This is a genomic window from Embleya sp. NPDC008237 (assembly GCF_042956465.1).
Taxonomy (GTDB): Bacteria; Actinomycetota; Actinomycetes; order Streptomycetales; family Streptomycetaceae; genus Embleya.
On record NZ_JBIBGL010000011.1, the window covers coordinates 101,844 to 118,002 of the forward strand.

Annotated in this window: 16 protein-coding genes, 1 tRNA gene and 1 pseudogene; 10 read left to right on the top strand and 8 right to left on the bottom strand. The window is 68.9% G+C overall.

Annotated elements, in window-relative coordinates; all coding sequences use genetic code 11:
• Positions 1-264: 264 nt before the first annotated feature.
• The 4 genes from ACFZBU_RS27415 to ACFZBU_RS27430 all read right to left on the bottom strand — a co-directional run bounded on the left by ACFZBU_RS27415 (position 265) and on the right by ACFZBU_RS27430 (position 2,542).
• On the bottom strand, positions 265-834 hold the full coding sequence (locus tag ACFZBU_RS27415) for a hypothetical protein (RefSeq protein WP_391586329.1): 570 nt from the start codon (positions 832-834) through the stop codon (positions 265-267).
• Entirely contained in the window at positions 831-1,208 is a 378-nt protein-coding gene (locus ACFZBU_RS27420) for a hypothetical protein (RefSeq protein ID WP_391586330.1), read from the bottom strand. Before ACFZBU_RS27420 ends, ACFZBU_RS27415 begins: the two co-directional genes overlap by 4 nt.
• A 303-nt stretch (positions 1,209-1,511) precedes the next feature.
• Positions 1,512-1,703, bottom strand: coding sequence for a DUF397 domain-containing protein (locus tag ACFZBU_RS27425; RefSeq protein WP_391586331.1), 192 nt, complete (start codon positions 1,701-1,703; stop codon positions 1,512-1,514).
• The gene (locus ACFZBU_RS27430; RefSeq protein WP_391586332.1) at positions 1,700-2,542 is read right to left on the bottom strand and encodes a helix-turn-helix domain-containing protein; all 843 of its coding nucleotides are present in this window, start codon (positions 2,540-2,542) and stop codon (positions 1,700-1,702) included. The genes ACFZBU_RS27425 and ACFZBU_RS27430 overlap by 4 nt, the downstream gene beginning before the upstream one ends.
• Before the next feature lie 162 nt (positions 2,543-2,704).
• On the opposite strand from ACFZBU_RS27430, the gene ACFZBU_RS27435 reads away from it, so the two are divergent.
• The 7 genes and pseudogenes from ACFZBU_RS27435 to ACFZBU_RS27465 all read left to right on the top strand — a co-directional run bounded on the left by ACFZBU_RS27435 (position 2,705) and on the right by ACFZBU_RS27465 (position 6,902).
• Positions 2,705-3,148, top strand: coding sequence for an ATP-binding protein (locus ACFZBU_RS27435; RefSeq protein ID WP_391586333.1), 444 nt, complete (start codon positions 2,705-2,707; stop codon positions 3,146-3,148).
• Positions 3,149-3,195: 47 nt separating this feature from the next.
• A pseudogene (locus tag ACFZBU_RS27440) lies at positions 3,196-3,873 on the top strand (DEAD/DEAH box helicase); the annotation flags it as partial.
• Between the two features lie 58 nt (positions 3,874-3,931).
• Positions 3,932-5,284 (top strand): SWIM zinc finger family protein, encoded by a 1,353-nt coding sequence (locus tag ACFZBU_RS27445; RefSeq protein WP_391586334.1) that lies wholly within the window; start codon positions 3,932-3,934, stop codon positions 5,282-5,284.
• Between the two features lie 40 nt (positions 5,285-5,324).
• Positions 5,325-5,582, top strand: a complete 258-nt coding sequence (locus ACFZBU_RS27450; protein WP_391586335.1) for a type II toxin-antitoxin system Phd/YefM family antitoxin — start codon at positions 5,325-5,327, stop codon at positions 5,580-5,582.
• A gap of 10 nt (positions 5,583-5,592) precedes the next feature.
• Complete coding sequence (locus ACFZBU_RS27455; protein WP_391586562.1) at positions 5,593-5,853, top strand: Txe/YoeB family addiction module toxin; 261 nt, start codon at positions 5,593-5,595, stop codon at positions 5,851-5,853.
• Between the two features lie 63 nt (positions 5,854-5,916).
• Complete coding sequence (locus ACFZBU_RS27460) at positions 5,917-6,702, top strand: DUF6338 family protein (RefSeq protein WP_391586336.1); 786 nt, start codon at positions 5,917-5,919, stop codon at positions 6,700-6,702.
• The gene (locus ACFZBU_RS27465) at positions 6,699-6,902 is read left to right on the top strand and encodes a hypothetical protein (RefSeq protein WP_391586337.1); all 204 of its coding nucleotides are present in this window, start codon (positions 6,699-6,701) and stop codon (positions 6,900-6,902) included. The genes ACFZBU_RS27460 and ACFZBU_RS27465 overlap by 4 nt, the downstream gene beginning before the upstream one ends.
• Here the strand turns inward: ACFZBU_RS27465 and ACFZBU_RS27470 are convergent.
• Positions 6,892-7,449, bottom strand: a complete 558-nt coding sequence (locus ACFZBU_RS27470) for a hypothetical protein (protein ID WP_391586338.1) — start codon at positions 7,447-7,449, stop codon at positions 6,892-6,894. The two genes, ACFZBU_RS27465 and ACFZBU_RS27470, sit on opposite strands and share 11 nt — an antisense overlap.
• A gap of 59 nt (positions 7,450-7,508) precedes the next feature.
• Between ACFZBU_RS27470 and ACFZBU_RS27475 the strand changes: the two genes are divergently transcribed.
• Complete coding sequence (locus ACFZBU_RS27475; protein ID WP_391586339.1) at positions 7,509-10,808, top strand: CHAT domain-containing protein; 3,300 nt, start codon at positions 7,509-7,511, stop codon at positions 10,806-10,808.
• A gap of 186 nt (positions 10,809-10,994) precedes the next feature.
• Here the strand turns inward: ACFZBU_RS27475 and ACFZBU_RS27480 are convergent.
• Positions 10,995-11,071, bottom strand: a tRNA-Pro gene (locus ACFZBU_RS27480).
• 49 nt (positions 11,072-11,120) lie between these two features.
• Positions 11,121-12,053, bottom strand: a complete 933-nt coding sequence (locus tag ACFZBU_RS27485; protein ID WP_391586340.1) for a metallophosphoesterase — start codon at positions 12,051-12,053, stop codon at positions 11,121-11,123.
• Positions 12,054-12,300: 247 nt separating this feature from the next.
• Here ACFZBU_RS27485 and ACFZBU_RS27490 point away from each other — a divergent pair, with 247 nt between their 5' ends.
• On the top strand, positions 12,301-12,756 hold the full coding sequence (locus tag ACFZBU_RS27490) for a GatB/YqeY domain-containing protein (protein WP_020554908.1): 456 nt from the start codon (positions 12,301-12,303) through the stop codon (positions 12,754-12,756).
• 254 nt (positions 12,757-13,010) lie between these two features.
• Here ACFZBU_RS27490 and ACFZBU_RS27495 read toward each other — a convergent pair whose 3' ends face one another.
• Positions 13,011-15,365, bottom strand: coding sequence for a transglycosylase domain-containing protein (locus ACFZBU_RS27495; protein ID WP_391586341.1), 2,355 nt, complete (start codon positions 15,363-15,365; stop codon positions 13,011-13,013).
• Between the two features lie 369 nt (positions 15,366-15,734).
• Here ACFZBU_RS27495 and ACFZBU_RS27500 point away from each other — a divergent pair, with 369 nt between their 5' ends.
• On the top strand, positions 15,735-16,049 hold the full coding sequence (locus ACFZBU_RS27500) for a WhiB family transcriptional regulator (RefSeq protein WP_020554910.1): 315 nt from the start codon (positions 15,735-15,737) through the stop codon (positions 16,047-16,049).
• The last annotated feature ends 110 nt before the right edge of the window (positions 16,050-16,159 follow it).

Below are 16,159 nucleotides of genomic sequence, written 5' to 3' on the forward strand. Positions count from 1 at the left end.
GGGCGTCCGCCGTGATCGTCCCGTCCACGGGGACCAGCCTCGCATGGTAGGCCGACTTCGGGCTCACCCGCAGTCGTCGCGCGATCTCCGGTGCCTTGACCTTCCGCTCGAACAACTCGGCCGCCTGCCGCCGTACGGCCTCCCGACGCTGCCGCCCCTCAGCGGTCAGCCCACCCCCATCCGCATATCTCACACAACACGAGATACAGCCCGCACCCCAGGCCCATCGGGCACATCGACAAAGACCACCCTGACGAGCCGAAGTCAGTAACGCCGTACGGTGAAGAACGTCAAGCCCTGCTGGTCCGAGTCCTGTGCCTGGCCGCTCGCCGCCACGATCGCGAGCTGGACGCCGACTTTCCTGATCCAATCGTCGTCCGGGATGACGGCCTTTCCGGAGAACGAGCCATCCGCGGCCGCGCGGAACTCGCCGAGCTGCGGATTCATCGGATCCTGGCAGATCACCTGAACGATTTTGCCCGGCTGGAACCCGGTGCCCGAGATCCGGATGGGCGTCCCCGGAGGACCCGAGCTCGGCTCGATGGTGATCTCGGTGTCGGCCGAGGTCGCGGCCGGCGTTTTGCCGTCGTCCTCGGTCACGCGCCCGACGAGCCACGCCACGGCGACGATCGCGGCCACGGCGACCGTGACCAGCATGACCAGCGTGAACGGCCCCAACTGCTTGACGATGCTCTTGTTGTGGTGGGTGCGTGAACTGTTGTCCACGGTCATGTCACGGCCGGACAGGTACGCCGAGGCGTGATCGTTCACCGAAGCGTGCAGCTCCGACCGAGCGGGGTCCTCGTCCGGGGACGGCAGCGATGGCTGCGTCATGACGAGGTCTTCTTGACCGTCATGTCGCGACCGGCCAGATAGGCCTCTCCGTGGCCGGAGACGTTGGCGCTCATCCGGATGTTGGTGATGTCGGCGCGTGCGGCGTCCGGGAGCAGCGGTGTCAGCTCCTCGTCGAGGACGCGCTGCAACTCGGCCCGCAGTGATGGGTCCTCGGACAGCAGCCGCCTGAGCCTGCGCTGCCAGTCGCCGATCAGGGCCTCTTCGACGGAACCGTCTCCGACCGCGCGTGCCTCGGTCACCTCGGTGCGGCAGTGCGCCAGTTCGGCCTCGATGGCCGGGACCTCCTCGGCACGGCGCTGCCGCCAGAACGCCACCACGACCTGGCGTGCCTGCTCCCAGGTCTGCGTCGCCATAGCCCCCACCACTGCGGATGCCGCAGCAAGTGTCAACGGATCCACGCGATTTCCCCCTCGCGTCCGAAATGCCACCATCAACGGTAGCCGGCAGCACGGCGCTCCGCGCGTGTTTGCGACTATTCGGTGCCAAGCGTTCGGTTTGTTGACGAATCACCCGACCTATCGCGGTCGCGGTGGAATCGGCGACGTGGGATCGTCCGCCGCGCGAGCTTCGCGAAGCAATTGGCCTCGGGCGCGGAGCCGTTGCGCCCGGCGGCCTCGCCGCGACGGTGGCCGACTGCCTGGCCACCGTCGCGGTACTCAGCCCCGGTTGCCTGCCGTGTGCGCGGTGAAGCGGGACCATGCGGTGGGCGAGACGACGAGGGCCTGGATGCGTACGTCCTTGGAGTCTCGGACATGGATCATCTCGGGGAGCACGGCGACCTCGACGCAGTTGTCGCCGGAGCTGCCGCTGTAGCTGCTCTTGGACCATGTCGACTCTGGGGTACTCATAGCGCTCCTCGCATCTCCTCCAACAGGCTCACCGTGGCATCGTGGCCGAGGGCCTGCGAGCGCAGCCTGCCATAGCGTTGGAGCATTGCGCTCACGTCTTTCGGACTTGTGATCAGAACGCTGGATTGTTGGCCCTCGGAGTATCCGACCCAGTTGTGCTCGGTGGTCTCGGCCAGATAAATGAGACCGTCAATGCCCGCGTGGTCCTCCTTACGCAAAGGCATGACCTGAATCTCCACGTTGCGCAGCTTGGTGTGTGCAAGGAGGTGGTCCAGCAGGGCACGAGTGACTCCCGTGCCTCCCAAGCGCCTTTCCAACAGGGCTTGTTCGATGATGAAGCTGAACGCCGTGTTCGGTCGTTCGATCAGTAGGCGCTGTCGTTCGAGTCGAGCGACCACCTGCTGTTCGATTTGGTCTTCGGACAGCGGCGGCAGCCTACGCTCGAAGATGGTTCGGACATACGTCTCTGGTTGCAGTAGTCCCGGAACCGCCCGGCACTCGTATGTGCACAGCGATACCGCGTCCTCCTCGATCCCCGCCCACTGCCGGAACCACGACGCCAATCCCGCCTTGCGCGACAAGCTCTGCGCCGCCGCCTTCAGCACGCGCCCCGCGGTCGGTCCGAGTGCCGCTTCGGAGCGTGTCACCAGGTCCTTGGGCGGGAAGCGTCTGCCCTGTTCGATCTTGGCGACGTAGTGACCCGAGTAGCCCACGAGTGGCGCGAACTCCTCTTGCGTCAGACCGGCTTCGTCTCGAAGAGCCTTGAGTACCACGCCGAACGTCTTGAGACTGTCCGACAACTCGGGTTCACCGCACCTGCCGCCATTCTCCGCCGTCATCCCTGCCACCCTCCGTTCCCGAGCCCCGGCAACGGGGTCCATTGTCACGGTGGGTTACTCACCCGGTCCATATGGTCAACCAGTACAGATCCGGTTGTACTGGCACAATCCCTGTTCTCGGCTCCGTCGAGCTGCGAACTCTGGGGGATGACCTTTCCACTGATGCAAGTCGGCGCCACCGCACGCGTGTTCACCCGGTGCTTCGCGGCGACCGGGAGCGGTGCGCGCCAGGCACGTCGTCTCGCCACGTACCAGCTGGCGACCTGGGGCATCCCGTACGGCAGCAGGGCATCCGAAACGGTGGCCCTGGTGGTCGGAGAACTCGCCGCGAATGCCGTGCTGCACGGTTGCGTTCCGGACACCGACTTCGCGCTACGACTCGCCTACGACAGCGCGACCGGCGTTGTGCGAGTCGAGGTCGCCGACGCCCACCCCGCCCGACCCGTGTGTGCGCCTGCCACGACCGGAGACGCCGAAAGCGGTCGCGGCCTGCTCATCATCCACTCCGTCGCGACCTGTTGGGGAGTAGCCGAGCGACCGGGACCGGGCAAGATCGTCTTCGCGGAGATGAACACCCGCGAAGACGAAGCCCCCGAGCCCGGATGAGTCGACGGCCCGGCGACCTCGCAAGCGGTCGTCGGGCTGTTTGCCACCTGGTGCGCGAACTCATGGCCGAGATCGAGGGGAAGCAGGGCATCGCCCGACGCGGTCTGGTGCTGAAACTGCTCACCGGTCTCAAGCAGGTCTGCAACCACCCCGCGCAGTTCCTGAAGGAGCCGGCCGGCGCGAAACTGCCGGGCCGCTCCGGGAAACTGGAACTCCTGGACGAACTCCTGGACACCGTCCTGGCGGAGGAGGGATCGGCCCTGGTCTTCACCCAGTACGTGGCCATGGGCCGGCTGATCGAGCGTCACCTGGCCGAACGCGGCGTGGACACGCTCTTCCTGCACGGAGGCACCACGGTCAAGCGCCGTGAGGAGATGGTCGACGCCTTCCAGCGTGGCGAGCACAGGGTGTTCCTGCTTTCCCTGAAAGCCGCCGGGACCGGCCTGAACCTGACTCGGGCCGGACACGTCATCCACTACGACCGCTGGTGGAACCCGGCGGTGGAGGACCAGGCCACCGACCGTGCCTATCGGATCGGACAGACCCAGCCGGTACAGGTGCACAAACTGATCGCCGAGGGGACCGTGGAGGACCGGGTCGCGGAGATGCTGCGGCACAAGCGCGAACTGGCCGACTCGGTGCTGGACTCGGGCGAGGCGGCCTTCAGCGAACTCGGCGACGACGAACTGGCCGAACTGGTCGCGCTGCGAAGGACGGGACGATGACCGGGCATGCCGGGTCGGACCGGGAGACCACGCCAACGACGCTGCGAGGGACGGGACGATGACCAGGCGCACCCGGTCGGAAGACCAGGACACCGTCCGCACCTTCGAGGCGTTCCCGCCCGCCGAGGGCAGTCGAGCGCCGTTCGCCGAGTCCTGGTGGGGCCGCGAATGGCTGCGCGCCCTGGAGGAGTCCTCCCTGGACTCCGGGCGCCTCCAGCGCGGCCGGACCTACGCGCGCGGCGGCGCGGTGGACCGGGTCACCATCAATCGCGGCACGGCCGCCGCCCCGGTGCACGGTAGCCGCCGCACCCCGTACCGCTCCACGGTTCGGGTCGAGCAGCTGACGGACCGGCAGTGGGACCGACTGCTCGACATGATCGCCGAGCGAGCCGCGAACATCGCCGCACTGTTGGACGGCGAGATGCCCGCCGGGCTCGCCGACGATGCCGCGGCGGCGGGTGTCCCGTTGTTGCCCGGCCCCCGCGACCTCGACCCCGAGTGCTGTTGCCCCGACTGGGGTTACCCCTGCAAACACGCCGCTGCCCTGTGCTACCAGGTCGCCCGACTGCTCGACCGCGACCCCTTCGTGCTGTTGCTCCTGCGCGGGCGCGGCGAGCGGGAGCTGATGGACGAGCTCGGCCGTCGCAACACCGCTCGCGCGGCGGCCGAAGCCGCGGCCGACGCGGTAGGCGGGGGCCCGGCCGTACCCCCGGCCCGGACCGCCGATCCGGCCGGACTCGCCTTCGCCTCCCGCACCGAGCTGCCGCCCCTGCCCCCGCCCCCGCCGTTGCCCGATCGGCCCGGTCGCGGCCCCACACTGGTGGACTCGGCGCTCCCGGAGCCCGGTGTGGACCCCGCCGCGCTCGAACTGCTCGCCGCCGACGCCGCGACGCGCGCCCGTCACCTGCTGGCCGCAGCCCTCGGCGACCGGCACGCGGACGGCATCCCGCCCGTCCCGCTCACCGAATGGCAGGATGCCGTCCGCTTCGCGGCAGCCCACCCGACGCCGGAGGTCCTCGCTCGGATCTGCTCGAACTACGGCCGTACGCCCCGCGAACTCGCCGCCGCGACCCACGCGTGGCGGCATGGCGGCGCGGCATCCCTGGACGTGCTGGAGAACGACTGGACGCCGCCCGTCGCCCGCCTGGAGCGCGACCGTGAGGCGCTGCGGGCGGACTGGCCCGACGGCAAGCCACCCCGACTCCGCGCCCGGCGCAACCGCTGGACCGTCGAGGGCCGAGCCGCCCAACTACGCCTGGGCCGGGACGGCCTGTGGTACCCGTACACCAAGGACGGAACCACCTGGCGTCCCGCCGGCCCACCCGACGCCGACCCCGCCATTGTCCTGCGCGCCCTCCTCGACCCTGACGGCCTGGCTCCCGGCGTCGATCGAGCATTTGCCGCACCCTGAGACATGACGTACAGTTTCTTGTACAACAAGGAGGTCGGCTGTGAAGACCATGACCTATTCGGAGTCTCGCGCGCGCTATGCCGAGGTGCTCAATTCCGTCAACGACGACCGCGAAGAGGTTGTCATCACCCGAGCCGGACACGACCCGGTCGTCATCGTCTCCCTGGCGGACTACGAGTCCCTGAAGGAGACGGCCTACCTGTTGCGAAGCCCCGCGAACGCCCGGCGCCTGCTCGCGTCCATCGACGAGCTGGAAAGCGGCGGCGGCACCGTACGTGAGCTTACGCCCGACGAGTGAGGTCCGGCGCATGAAGATCACGTTCTCCTCCCGTGCGTGGGAGGACTACCTGTGGTGGCAGCTCCAGGACCGCAGGACACTGAAGCGCATCAATACGCTGATTGCGGACATCTCCCGGAACGGCAATGAGGGGATCGGCAAACCGGAACCGCTCAAGCACGGATTCCAGGGTTATTGGTCGCGCCGCATCAACGACGAGCACCGACTGATCTACAAGGCAACCGAGGACGCCGTCCTGATTGCCCAGTGCCGCTACCACTACGAGAACTGACGCGACCCGAGCGGCCCGAGCGCAGCCCCGGACGGCTGGGACGGCGGCCGGTACGGCGGCCCGTTGACGAATGGCGTCGGCAACCGGCGTGTGCTGAATTTTCGTGCAGGAGATGTGCCGGAGGCCCTATCGGATTTCTTCGATAGGGCCTCCGGTCGTCTGGCAGGCTCGTCGGCGGGACCACATGAAGGGGGAGGTATGCAACCGCCGTCCACTGTCGGCCAGTTGGTGGCCCTTGTGCTGTTTCTTCTGCCGGGGTTGACCTACCAGTTCCTCCGCGAGCGGCTGCGAGGCCCGGTCGCCGGGGAAGCGCAGTTGGGGGAACGCATACTTCGTGCGATCACGGCCAGTGTGGCGCTGGACGGGTTGTACGTGCTCGTCGCCGGACCGGTTCTCGTCGAGGCGTGGCGCAAGGCGGAGCGGTCCGGGCCGAGCGCATTGGCGCTCGAGCACCCGCGGATGATCGGCCTCTGGGCGCTGGTGCTCTTTCTCGGAGCGCCGGCGGCCGCGGCCGCCGCGGTGTCGTACCGGGAACGGCGACGTGCCCGCTCCGCGTACCGGCCGGTACCCACGGCGTGGGACTACGCCTTCGGCACCCGGGCCGACAGCGGGCCGCGCTTCGTGCGAGCCCGGCTCAAGGACGGGACGTGGGTCGGAGGATGGTTCGGTACCCGGTCGTACGCTTCGGGTTATCCACAGGAAGCCGACCTGTATCTGCAATCGTCGTACCGGATGGGCCCGGACGGCTCCTTCGGACCTCGAGTGGAGTCCACGGACGGGATCTATCTTCGGATGGCCGATGTCGACGTGGTGGAACTGGTCAAAAGCCCCGAAAGGAACCCGCAATGACGGAACCGCAGGACGAACTCACCCCGTGGGAGCGGGCATTGCTCGGTGACCCCGGAAGCTCGCGCGGATATCAACCGAATGGGGTGACGGACGACCAGGACGAGCCGGCGGCGCCGCCCGCGGGCCCGGCGGGCGCCTCGGCGCCCGGTCCGACGACGAGGCAGGCGGGCCCGAACGAGCCCGGACCGGTCAGCGCTTGATCATGGTCAACTCGTAGCCCGCGTCCTGGAGTTCGGTGGCGGTTTGTTGGATGTCGTCGTCCCGGAACGTCCGCCACACGTCGAGCAGAGCCTCGATCGGCGCCAACAGCGGCACATTCTCGTATCGCGCGGGAGTACGCCAGCCCGGGACGACGGTGGGTATGCCGTACGGGCTGGGGTCTCCCCATTCGACGTCATAGGGGTACCAGCGGAGGGTGTGCTCCTGGAACCTCGCGTCGAGGACGGTGATACCCGTCGCGAAGAACTCCCCGGGCATCTCCAGCGCGGTGCGCAGGTCGCAGTCCTCCCACGCGACGACGAGCCGGGTCGCCATGAGCACCGACGGAAGCAGCCCCAGGCCCGCGAGTGCGTTGGCCGCGTCCGCGCCCCGGTAGAAGGGCCGACACGTAACGAATCCGACGTAGGGCTGGTCCATGTCCTCGGCCAGGATGTGGACTTGGGGTCGAGGGCAGGCACCATGCTCTCGAAGAAGCACCTCGCCGGCGTGCAGAATGCTGTCGGTCAGCGCCTCGACAATCTCTGACATCCGCTCAGTTTATCGGCGACTCCACGGGGTTCGCCGGAGAACGCAGTGATGGAGAGCTCATGCGGAAGCAGTGGACGACGGCCCTCCGATCCCGACTCGAAGACACCGGAGGACCGTACGGGCTGCTCGACGCACAGGCTCTGACCGAGGCGGTCGAGCTCTTCGCCTGTACGACGAGCGCGCGGGAGATCGTGGAGTCGTGCCACCTTGTCGGGCTGCTGCACTGGCATCGGGGCCTGGCTTTCGGCGACGAGCGTGCGGTGCCCGAGGCGCGGACGGCCAGTGCGTTGCTTGTTCTGGTGCAACTCATGGGCGCGGAACTGCCGTTACCGGACCAGCTACCGCCGGCCGCCCCGCTGGCGCCGAGGCCGGACGACGAGGGAACGTGGGAAGTCCTGCTCCAGACAATGGCGTTGCGCATCGAGAACGGGGCCGATCCGCATGCGGTGCGATTGGCGGTCCACGCAGCCCGCAATGCGGTGGCCGACGGCAGCCGGGACCCGGGCCGGCTCGTCGGCCGGCTGCGGGTTCTGGGCCTGGCGTGTCAACGTCTGTTCGAAGAGACCGGAGACCTGGCCGCGCTGGAGGAAGCCGTTGCCGCCGCCCGTCGTGCGGTGGAGCACGCGCCCGCGACGAGCCCGGAGCGCATGAAGTCCTTGCACAATCTGGCTGCGGCGTTGCGTACGTCGTTCGAGCGCACGGGCGAACTGCACTTGTTGCAGGAGGCCGTCGACGCCGGACGCGAAGTGGTGCGCAGCCCACCGGAGGCGAACACCAAGCGGTACGTGTCCCTGGACGGCCTGGCCGACTCCCTGCGGCTGTTGTACGAGCACACCGGTGAATCCGCCCTGCTGGACGAGGCCCTGCGCACGAGCGCCGCCGCACTGGCCGCCGTGCCCGACCGTGACGAGGCGCCGGCGGCACTCCTGGTGAACTCCGCCATTCTGCTGCGTAGTCGGTTCGAACGGGCAGGGGACCCGGCCGTCCTGAACGAGGCGATCGTCATGTCGCGCCGAGCGGTCTCGGCCGCGCCGCGTGGCACACCGACCTGGCGAACCTGCCTGTACAACCTCGGCGGCGCGCTCGACGAGTACTCCCGCCACACCGGAGACCTGTCCGCACTCGACGAGGCAGGCGAGGTCGTACGCGCCGTGGTTCGCGAGACGCCCGTCGACCACCCGGACGCCCCTCTGTACCGCTCGAACCTCGTCGGACAGTTGCACGAGCGCTTCCGCCGAACCGGAGACGTCGACGCGTTGGACGAGGCGATCGGCCTGGGGACCGAGGCGGTGGAGGCCGCGCCGAAGGATCACCCCAACCGCTGGATGTACTTGGCGAACCTCGCGGTCTCACTGAAGGCCAAGGCCGAGCACTCCGAGGATCCCGACATGTTGCAGCGCGCCATCGCGATCGAGCGCCAAGTCGCCGCTCCCACGCTCGGAGCGGGCCACAAACAGGCCACGGCCGTATCGAACCTCGGCAACTCGCTGCGTCTGTACCACCAGTTGACGCGAGACGAGTCCGCGTTGCGGGAAGCCATCTCGGTGGGACGCGACGCGATGACCGCAACCGCCGACGACCACCCGTTCCGATCCCGGTGCGAGTTCAACCTCGCCGCTTCGTTGAGTACGTACGGACTGGCCGTGGGCGACGAAGGGATGGTGGAGGAGGCGATCGGGCTGCTTCAGGCGGCAGCCTCCCGAAGCAGCGCCCCCACGTCGGTCCGGGTGTCCGCCGCCCGGGAATGGGGCGAACTCGCCGTGCTCCTCGAACAGCCGGAGCTTGCGGCACGCGGCTTCGCGCTCGGTGTGGGCCTGCTGCCGCGGCTGGCGGCACGTGGCCTCGTGCGTGCCGACGCAACGCGGTGGATGACCGAGTACTCGCGGCTGGCGAGTGACGCGGCGGCGTGCGCGCTGACCACCGGCCGGCCCGAGGAGGCGGTCGAGTTGCTCGAGGTCGGGCGGGGCGTGCTGTTGGGGCAGGCGCTGGAGTCCCGTACGGACCTGACGGAACTGCGCGAGCGCGACTCGGAGCTGGCGGATCGGTTCGCCTACCTGTGTACCCGGCTGGACGGCGAGACCTTCGCCGACCGGGCCGCGGGACCGGCGTTCGCCCCGAGCGCCGGCGCCGAAGCGGCCGAGGGCGAGCACGATCCGGATCGGCGACGCACGATGGCTCAGGAACTGGAAGCGCTGCTCGCACGAGTGCGCACGCTGTCCGGCCTGGAGCGGTTCCTGCTGCCTCCGCAGGCGGCGCAACTGACCGCCGAGGCGCACAGCGGACCCGTCGTCGTGGTCAACGTCAGCCGATACCGGTGCGACGCACTCATCCTGACCACGGACGGCGTCCGGGTGTGCGAGCTGCCCGAGGCGCGCTACGAGGACCTGCACGACCTGCTCGGCGGCATGCACGAACTCATCGGACGCATCAACACCTCCGCCACGTCGCGCCGTGCCGGTGAACACGCCATGGCACACGACATCCTGCCGTGGCTCTGGGACAAGGTGGCAGAGCCGGTCCTCGAACGGCTCGGCTTCACCGACCCGGTGGCCGAACTCGACCCGCAGCGCATGTGGTGGGTCCCCTGCGGCCCGCTCGCGCTCCTACCGCTGCACGCCGCCGGCCACCATCTCGAAACACGCGAGGGCGAGCCCGGACGCACGGTCATGGACCGGGTCGTGTCCTCGTACACGCCCACCGTCCGGGCCCTGGCACACGCCCGCGCACGACGGATCCGGCCGGAGCCCGCCGGCGCAGCCCACCCGCCGAGGATCCTGGCCGTCGCCATGCCCCACACGCCGGGCGCATCGAACCTGCCGGGCGCCCGGCAGGAGTACGACCACCTGACCGACGTCTTCCCGACGATGAGCGGTCTGATCGCCGGCGAGGCGACCCGTGAGGCCGTGCTCTCCGGCCTGACCACTCACCCCTGGGTCCATTTCGCCTGCCACGCCGGCGCCGATCCCACCGATCCGTCGCGGAGCCACCTCCTGGTCCACGACCATGTCGCCCATCCGCTGAGCGTGCTGGAGATCTCCCGACTGCGCCTGGAGACGTCCGAGTTCGCCTACCTGTCCGCCTGCAGTACGGCCGTGACCAAGCGCGACCTGGCCGACGAGTCCATCCACGTGGCCAGTAGCTTCCAGCTGGCCGGATTCCCGTACGTGATCGGCACCCTGTGGGAAGTCAACGACACCATCGCCGCCGAGATCGCCAAACGCATCTACGCCCGCCTGGAGTCCCACGACTTCGACGCGGCCCACACCGCGGCATGTGTACACCGGGCGACCCGACTGACGCGCCGACGCTTCCCCAACTTCCCGACCCTGTGGTCCGCCCACATCCACATGGGCGCATGACACCGCGCCACCCCACGACGGACGACCCCTCACCCGCCGACCACGCGACCCACCGTCGGCCGCCCGATCGCAGCAGTCGGCCAACCGCGTGCTGCCACTACCTCTGCGACAACCGACGCGGACCCAACCGCGCCACACATACGACAGAGGCTCCACCGGATTTCTCCGATGGAGCCTCTGACCTGCTGGTCGGGGTGGCGGGATTTGAACCCACGGCCTCTTCGTCCCGAACGAAGCGCGCTACCAAGCTGCGCCACACCCCGATGCTGCGCGTTCAGCTTAGCGGGTCGGGGGCCTGAGGCGAAATCCGGTTTAGCGGGGGGTGGGGGCGGGGGTGCCGGGGGTGGATTGGCGGGGGGTCAGGGTGAGGAGGGTGGCCTCGGGAGGGCAGGCGAAGCGGAAGCGGGCGTAGCGGGAGGTGCCGCAGCCGGCGGAGACGTGGAGGTAGGCCTCGCGGCCGGCGGAGGTGTGGGTGGAGAGGCCCTTGGCGCGCTTGCGGTCGAGGTCGCAGTTGGTGGTCAGGGCGCCGTAGAAGGGGACGCACACCTGGCCGCCGTGGGTGTGGCCGGCGATCACGAGGGGGTAGCCCTCGGCGGTGAAGGCGTCGAGGGCGCGCAGGTACGGGGCGTGCACGACGGCGAGCGAGATGTCCGCGGTCGGGTCGGGGCCGCCGGCGACCTGTTCGTAGCGGTCCCGGTCGATGTGCGGGTCGTCCAAGCCGACCAGCTCGATGTCCAGGCCGTCCACCTTGAGTCGGCCGCGCGCGTTGTTGAGGTTCTCCCAGGCCGCCGCGTCGAAGCCGTCGCGCAGGTCGGTCCACGGGTTCTCCCGGCCGAGCCGGCGGGTGCCGTCGTCGCGGCGGAGGTAGCCGGTGGGGTCCTTGGGGCGGGGGCCGTAGTAGTCGTTGGACCCGAACACGTACGCTCCGGGCCGGCCGAGCAGCGGGCCGAGCGCGTCCAGCGTCTCGGGTACGGCGTCCGGGTCGGAGAGGTTGTCGCCGGTGTTCAGCACGAAGTCGGGGTGCAGCGCGTCGAGTCGACGCAGCCACTCCTGTTTGCGGCGCTGACCGGAGACCATGTGGATGTCGGACACCTGAAGAATCCGCACCGGCCGCGCCCCGCGTGGCAGCACCGGCACCTCGACCCGGCGCAGACGGAACGAACGGGCCTCGTAGGCCGCCGCATAGGTGAGGCACGCAGCCCCGGTGACGGCTACGGCTAGGGGGAAGGCTGAACGCGGTCGCATCCCTCCATGCTGGCAGAGCCGACCGGTCGTCGGCAGTCTCGACGCCCTACCCGACCCTGCGGGGCGACGGGACGGCCGGTCCCGGCGGCCTCGCACCCGACCGCACGGGCGGTCGATCGACGCCCGAGACCACCTCGCGCCGGGGTCGTCCCGGCCACACCCGATCGCGAGCCCCGCCGTGGCCTCGCCACCCCGGCGGCCGTAATTGGGTACGGCCGGCGTGGTGTCGGCTGCGACACTTGATCGCATGAGCCCCTTCAAGAGCCGTTTGCAGAGCGACCTCACCGAGGCCATCCGGTCCCGTGACGAACTGGTCTCCTCGACGCTGCGCCTCACCCTGACCGCGATCACCAATGAGGAGGTCGCGGGCAAGACCGCCCGCGAGCTGTCCGACGACGAGGTCCTCAAGGTCATCGTGCGCGAGGCGAAGAAGCGCCGGGAGGCTGCCGAAGCCTTCGAGAACGGCGGCCGGACCGAGTCCGCCGCGCGTGAGCGTGCCGAGGGTGAGGTCCTCGCGGCCTACCTGCCGGCGCAGTTGTCCGACGACGAGCTCAAGGTGATCGTCGCGGACGCCATCGCGCAGACCGGGGCGAGTGGTCCGCAGGCGATGGGCCAGGTGATGAAGGTGGTCCGCCCCAAGGTCGGCGACAAGGCCGAAGGCGGCCGGATCGCCGCCGAGATCAAGAGCCAGCTGGGCGTCTGACCCGGACGGCGGGCCCACCTCGGACCCGCCCCGGCCACCCCGGCCCGGATCCACCCCACCTCGGCCGACCCGGCCCACCCAGGCCCGATACCGGTCCCGGCCCCGGCCCCGGCCCCGGCCGACCCCACCCCACAACGCCGATGGCGGTGCCCCCACCGAAGGGGAGCACCGCCATCCGCGTTCACCACGGCCCCGGATCGACACCGACCCGCAGCCGGTCACCATCGGTTCAGGGTGACCAGTGTGATCAGCTGTCAGCCGTCGTCACCGAACCCACCACCCCCCGACCCGCCCCCGATCGGCGGCGGCCACGAATGGCCCGGCGGTCGCGTCGCCGGCGGCGGCTTGGTGTTGCCGCCCCCGCCCGGCGGCGTCGTGTTCGTCGGCATGGTCGGGGGAGTCCACGGCGGTCGCGTGCCACCGCCGGTCGGCGGCCGGTTCTGGTCCCGGTCCCGCGGCTTGCCGTCGGTCGGCTTCTTGTTCGGGTCCGGCTTCGAGGGGATCGTGCCCGCGGGCGGGTCGACGAACTTCGGCGCTTCCATGCCCTTGAGCGCGCCGTTCATGGCGCTCTTCCAGATCGGGCCCGGTACCTGACCGCCGTACACCTTCTCGTGCGTGACGCCGGCGATGGTGATGTCGAACATCTTGACGTCGTCCTTGGCGCCGCCGACCCACACCGCGGTGGACATGTTCGGCGTGTAGCCGACGAACCAGGCCGCCTTGCGGTTGTCGGTGGTGCCGGTCTTGCCCGCGTTGTCCCGGTCCTTGAGGCCGGCCTGGGTGCCGGTGCCGTCCTCGACCACACCTTCGAGCAGGGTGTTTATCGTGTCCGCGGTGCTCTGCTTCATCACCTGCTTGCAGCCCGCCTGGGGGACGGGCAACTTGGTGCCGTCGAGCTTGGCCACCTCGGTGACCGCGACCGGTGCGCAGTACACGCCGCGACTGGCGAACGCGGCGTACGCGGCGGCCATGTTCATCGGCGCCACCGTGTTGGAGCCGAGCGTCATGCTGCCCACCTGCTGGAGCGCCTTGCCGTCGCCCGAATGCACTCCGAGCTGATCGGCCAGGGTTGCGATCGGACACAGCCCCACGTCCTTGGACAACAGGACGAAGTAGGTGTTGATCGACTTCTCCAGGGCGGTCTGCATGTTCCAGGTGCCGACCTCGCTCGTGCTCTCGTTGTTCACCTTGAACGACGGGTCCGGCGAGGTGGGCTTGTCACACGTGCGGAACTTCTCCTTCCGCATGTCCATCTGGGCCTCGGTCGAGTACTCCTGATCGACCTTCATCCCGTTCTCCAGCGCCGCCGCGGCGGTGATCGGCTTGAACGTCGACCCGGTCTGGAAGCCGTACGTAGAGCCGCCCATGGAGTGGTCGACCGAGTAGTTGAGCGTGGTCTCGTAGTCGCCGAAGCCGTACGGCCGGCTCTGCGCCATCGCCTTGATCCTGCCGGTGCCCGGCTCGACCATCACGACCGCGTCGGCGACCGGGTCCTTTTGCAGTACGCCCTTGGTTGCGGCGGTGTAGGCCGCCTTTTGGGCCTTTCGGTCCAACGTGGTGGTGATCCGCAGACCACCCTCGCGCCACAACTTGTCGCGTTCCTCCCGATTCGCTCCGAAGACCGGATCGTTCTTGACCACCCGTTCGACGTAGTCACAGAAGAACGCGGCACCGTCGATCTGGTCGGCGGTGATGCAGCCGTTGGGCAGCGGCTGGGTCTTCAGGTTCAGTTCGGTGGCCTTGGCCGCGTCGGCCTCGGCCTGCGAGATGACCTTCACCTCGGCCATGCGCTGCAACACTATGTTGCGGCGTTCCCGGGCGGCCTTCGGATAGCCGATCGGGTCGAACGCCGAGGGAGCCTGCACCACGCCGGCCAGGGTGGCCGACTCGGTCAGGGTCAGGTCCTTGGCGTGCTTGCTGAAGTAGCGCTGCGACGCGGCCTCCACGCCGTACGCCTGGCGGCCGAAGAAGGTGATGTTGAGATACCTGGTCAGGATCTCGTCCTTGGACAGCCGCTGTTCCAGGCCGATCGCGTACTTCAGTTCCTTGATCTTGCGGGAGATCTCCTGGGCCTGTGCCTTGGCCACCTTGGCCGGGTCGTTGCCGGCCTCCTCCACGAAGATGTTCTTCACATACTGCTGGGTCAGGCTGGAGCCGCCCTGCTTGGTGCCGGTACCACCCGACTGCTGGTTGCGCATCAGGGCGCGCAGGGTGCCCTTGAGGTCGATCGGACCGTGCTCGTAGAAGCGCGAGTCCTCGATCGCCACGATCGCCTGACGCATGATCGGTGAGATCTGGTCGAAGTTCACCAGGATGCGATACCGGTCGTAGACCATCGCGAGCTGGTTGCCCTCGGAGTCGAGGATGTACGACGGCTGCGACAGGAACGGTTGGTCCAGGTCACCGGGCAGGTCGTCGAAGTTTTCCGACGCCGCCTTCGCGGTCAGGCCGAAGCCACCCACGAACGGCAGCGCGATTCCCGCGACCAGGGCACCGGCGAGGATGCTCGCACCCACGAAGGCGGCGAATCGGCCCACGAAGCCCAGCGGGGATCGTGGGCGGGCCGAGCCGCTTTTCGGGCGGGCCGAGCCGGAGGAAGTTCGGGCCATGGGCGACAGCCTACGTGGCCAAACACCCTACGCGGGGAAGGCACTTCGCTTAAGCTGGCGAAGCAGCCGGGGGATCCGTGTGAGTAGGCATTTCACTCTTTAGAGTGAATGTGGCCGGATGTCGGGTCCCAGTACCGAGCTTCGTGCCGTCGACGTGCCTCCTTCTGAGTGAAGCCGCGACCGGAAACGCAAGAGCATTCACCCGGACGGGTGGGTCCATATTTGCGCATAGTCCTTCCGGGCCATCGATGACTGCCCGCGCAGGGGCTGTTGCGCGTGGCCAGGGTTTCGTACCGTCCTGCTTGGCGTCGGGAATTCCCTTCGCCGCCGTTGGGGGAGCCTCGAAAATCGGGAGAGGACGGCACCAGCATGAGCTGGGTTACCGACTGGAGCACGCAGGCCGCCTGCCGGAGTACCGATCCGGATGAGCTGTTCGTGCAGGGGGCGGCGCAGAATCGCGCCAAGGCAGTGTGCACCGGGTGTCCGGTCCGCACCGAGTGCCTGGCGGACGCGCTGGACAACCGAGTGGAGTTCGGCGTCTGGGGCGGCATGACCGAGCGGGAGCGGCGCGCGCTGCTGCGTCGCCGGCCGATGATCACCTCGTGGCGTCGGCTGTTGGAGACCGCGCGCGAGGAGTACGAGCGCGACATCCACGGAGACGAGGAGTTTCGGGTCGCCGGCTGAGCACGCTGCGCGCTGAACACGTGTCGGCAGCCGAACGCCACCACGTTCCGAGACGCCACCGCGTTGCGAACGTCACGGTGTTCCGAACGCCACCGCGTTCCGAACGTCAT